Source organism: Vibrio sp. HA2012 (genome assembly GCF_002812955.1).
Taxonomy (GTDB): Bacteria; Pseudomonadota; Gammaproteobacteria; order Enterobacterales; family Vibrionaceae; genus Vibrio.
Window position 1 is genome coordinate 1 of record NZ_PFXK01000020.1, and the last position, 726, is coordinate 726.

Genomic DNA, 726 nt, shown 5'->3' on the forward strand with positions numbered 1-726 from the left:
GACTCAAGTGGCTTTTACTGCCTTATCTGCGCTTATCGCAAGTTAATACGTCCTTCATCGCCTCTGACTGCCAAGGCATCCACCGTGTACGCTTAGTCACTTAACCATACAACCCCAAGGAGTTTTTTTTGCTTGGTCTTTTTGCTTCATGCTGTGTTGCTTTCAAAATCTGCTTGGTCATGTGGCGAGCCACACTCCCGGCGTCAGATTTTTCAGCGCCTTGCCTGAAACAAAAATCCACGTCGCAAAAACCGCTCAGGATTAATAATCAACTAATCAAGGTTTGTGTCTCTCATTATTTGAATGAGCGAGAGACTTTCGATTTTGCCGGACTCAAATATGAACAACATAAAATGTTGTTCCCAAGAACACTTGAATGTGTTGTTTTGGTACTTATCTCTCCAAAGAGAAATAAGATTTGAGAACTTTTACAAGCAACTTAATAACAGCTTTGAGCCGTTTTGTTTTACTTTTTTAAAAGTAAAAACGAATTAAGTTACTTTGTCAGCTTTCCAAATTGTTAAAGAGCAAAAGTGTTCTTTCTGTAAAGAAAGTCACCATGTTTAAAGACTCTTATTTCTGTTTAACGAAATAAAAACATTTAAACATGGTATCCCGTAGGGGAGTCGAACCCCTGTTACCGCCGTGAAAGGGCGGTGTCCTAGGCCTCTAGACGAACGGGACATCGTTTCTGTGTCTCTTTTCTTTCTAAACCATATCAATCTG

1 tRNA gene and 1 rRNA gene are annotated in these 726 nt (G+C 39.9%); both read right to left on the reverse strand.

Features of this window, described 5'->3' with window-relative positions:
- A 23S ribosomal RNA gene (locus tag CSW98_RS17455) occupies nt 1-106 on the reverse strand; the annotation flags it as partial.
- 502 nt (nt 107-608) lie between these two features.
- Nucleotides 609-684, reverse strand: a tRNA-Glu gene (locus CSW98_RS17460).
- Nucleotides 685-726: the final 42 nt, after the last annotated feature.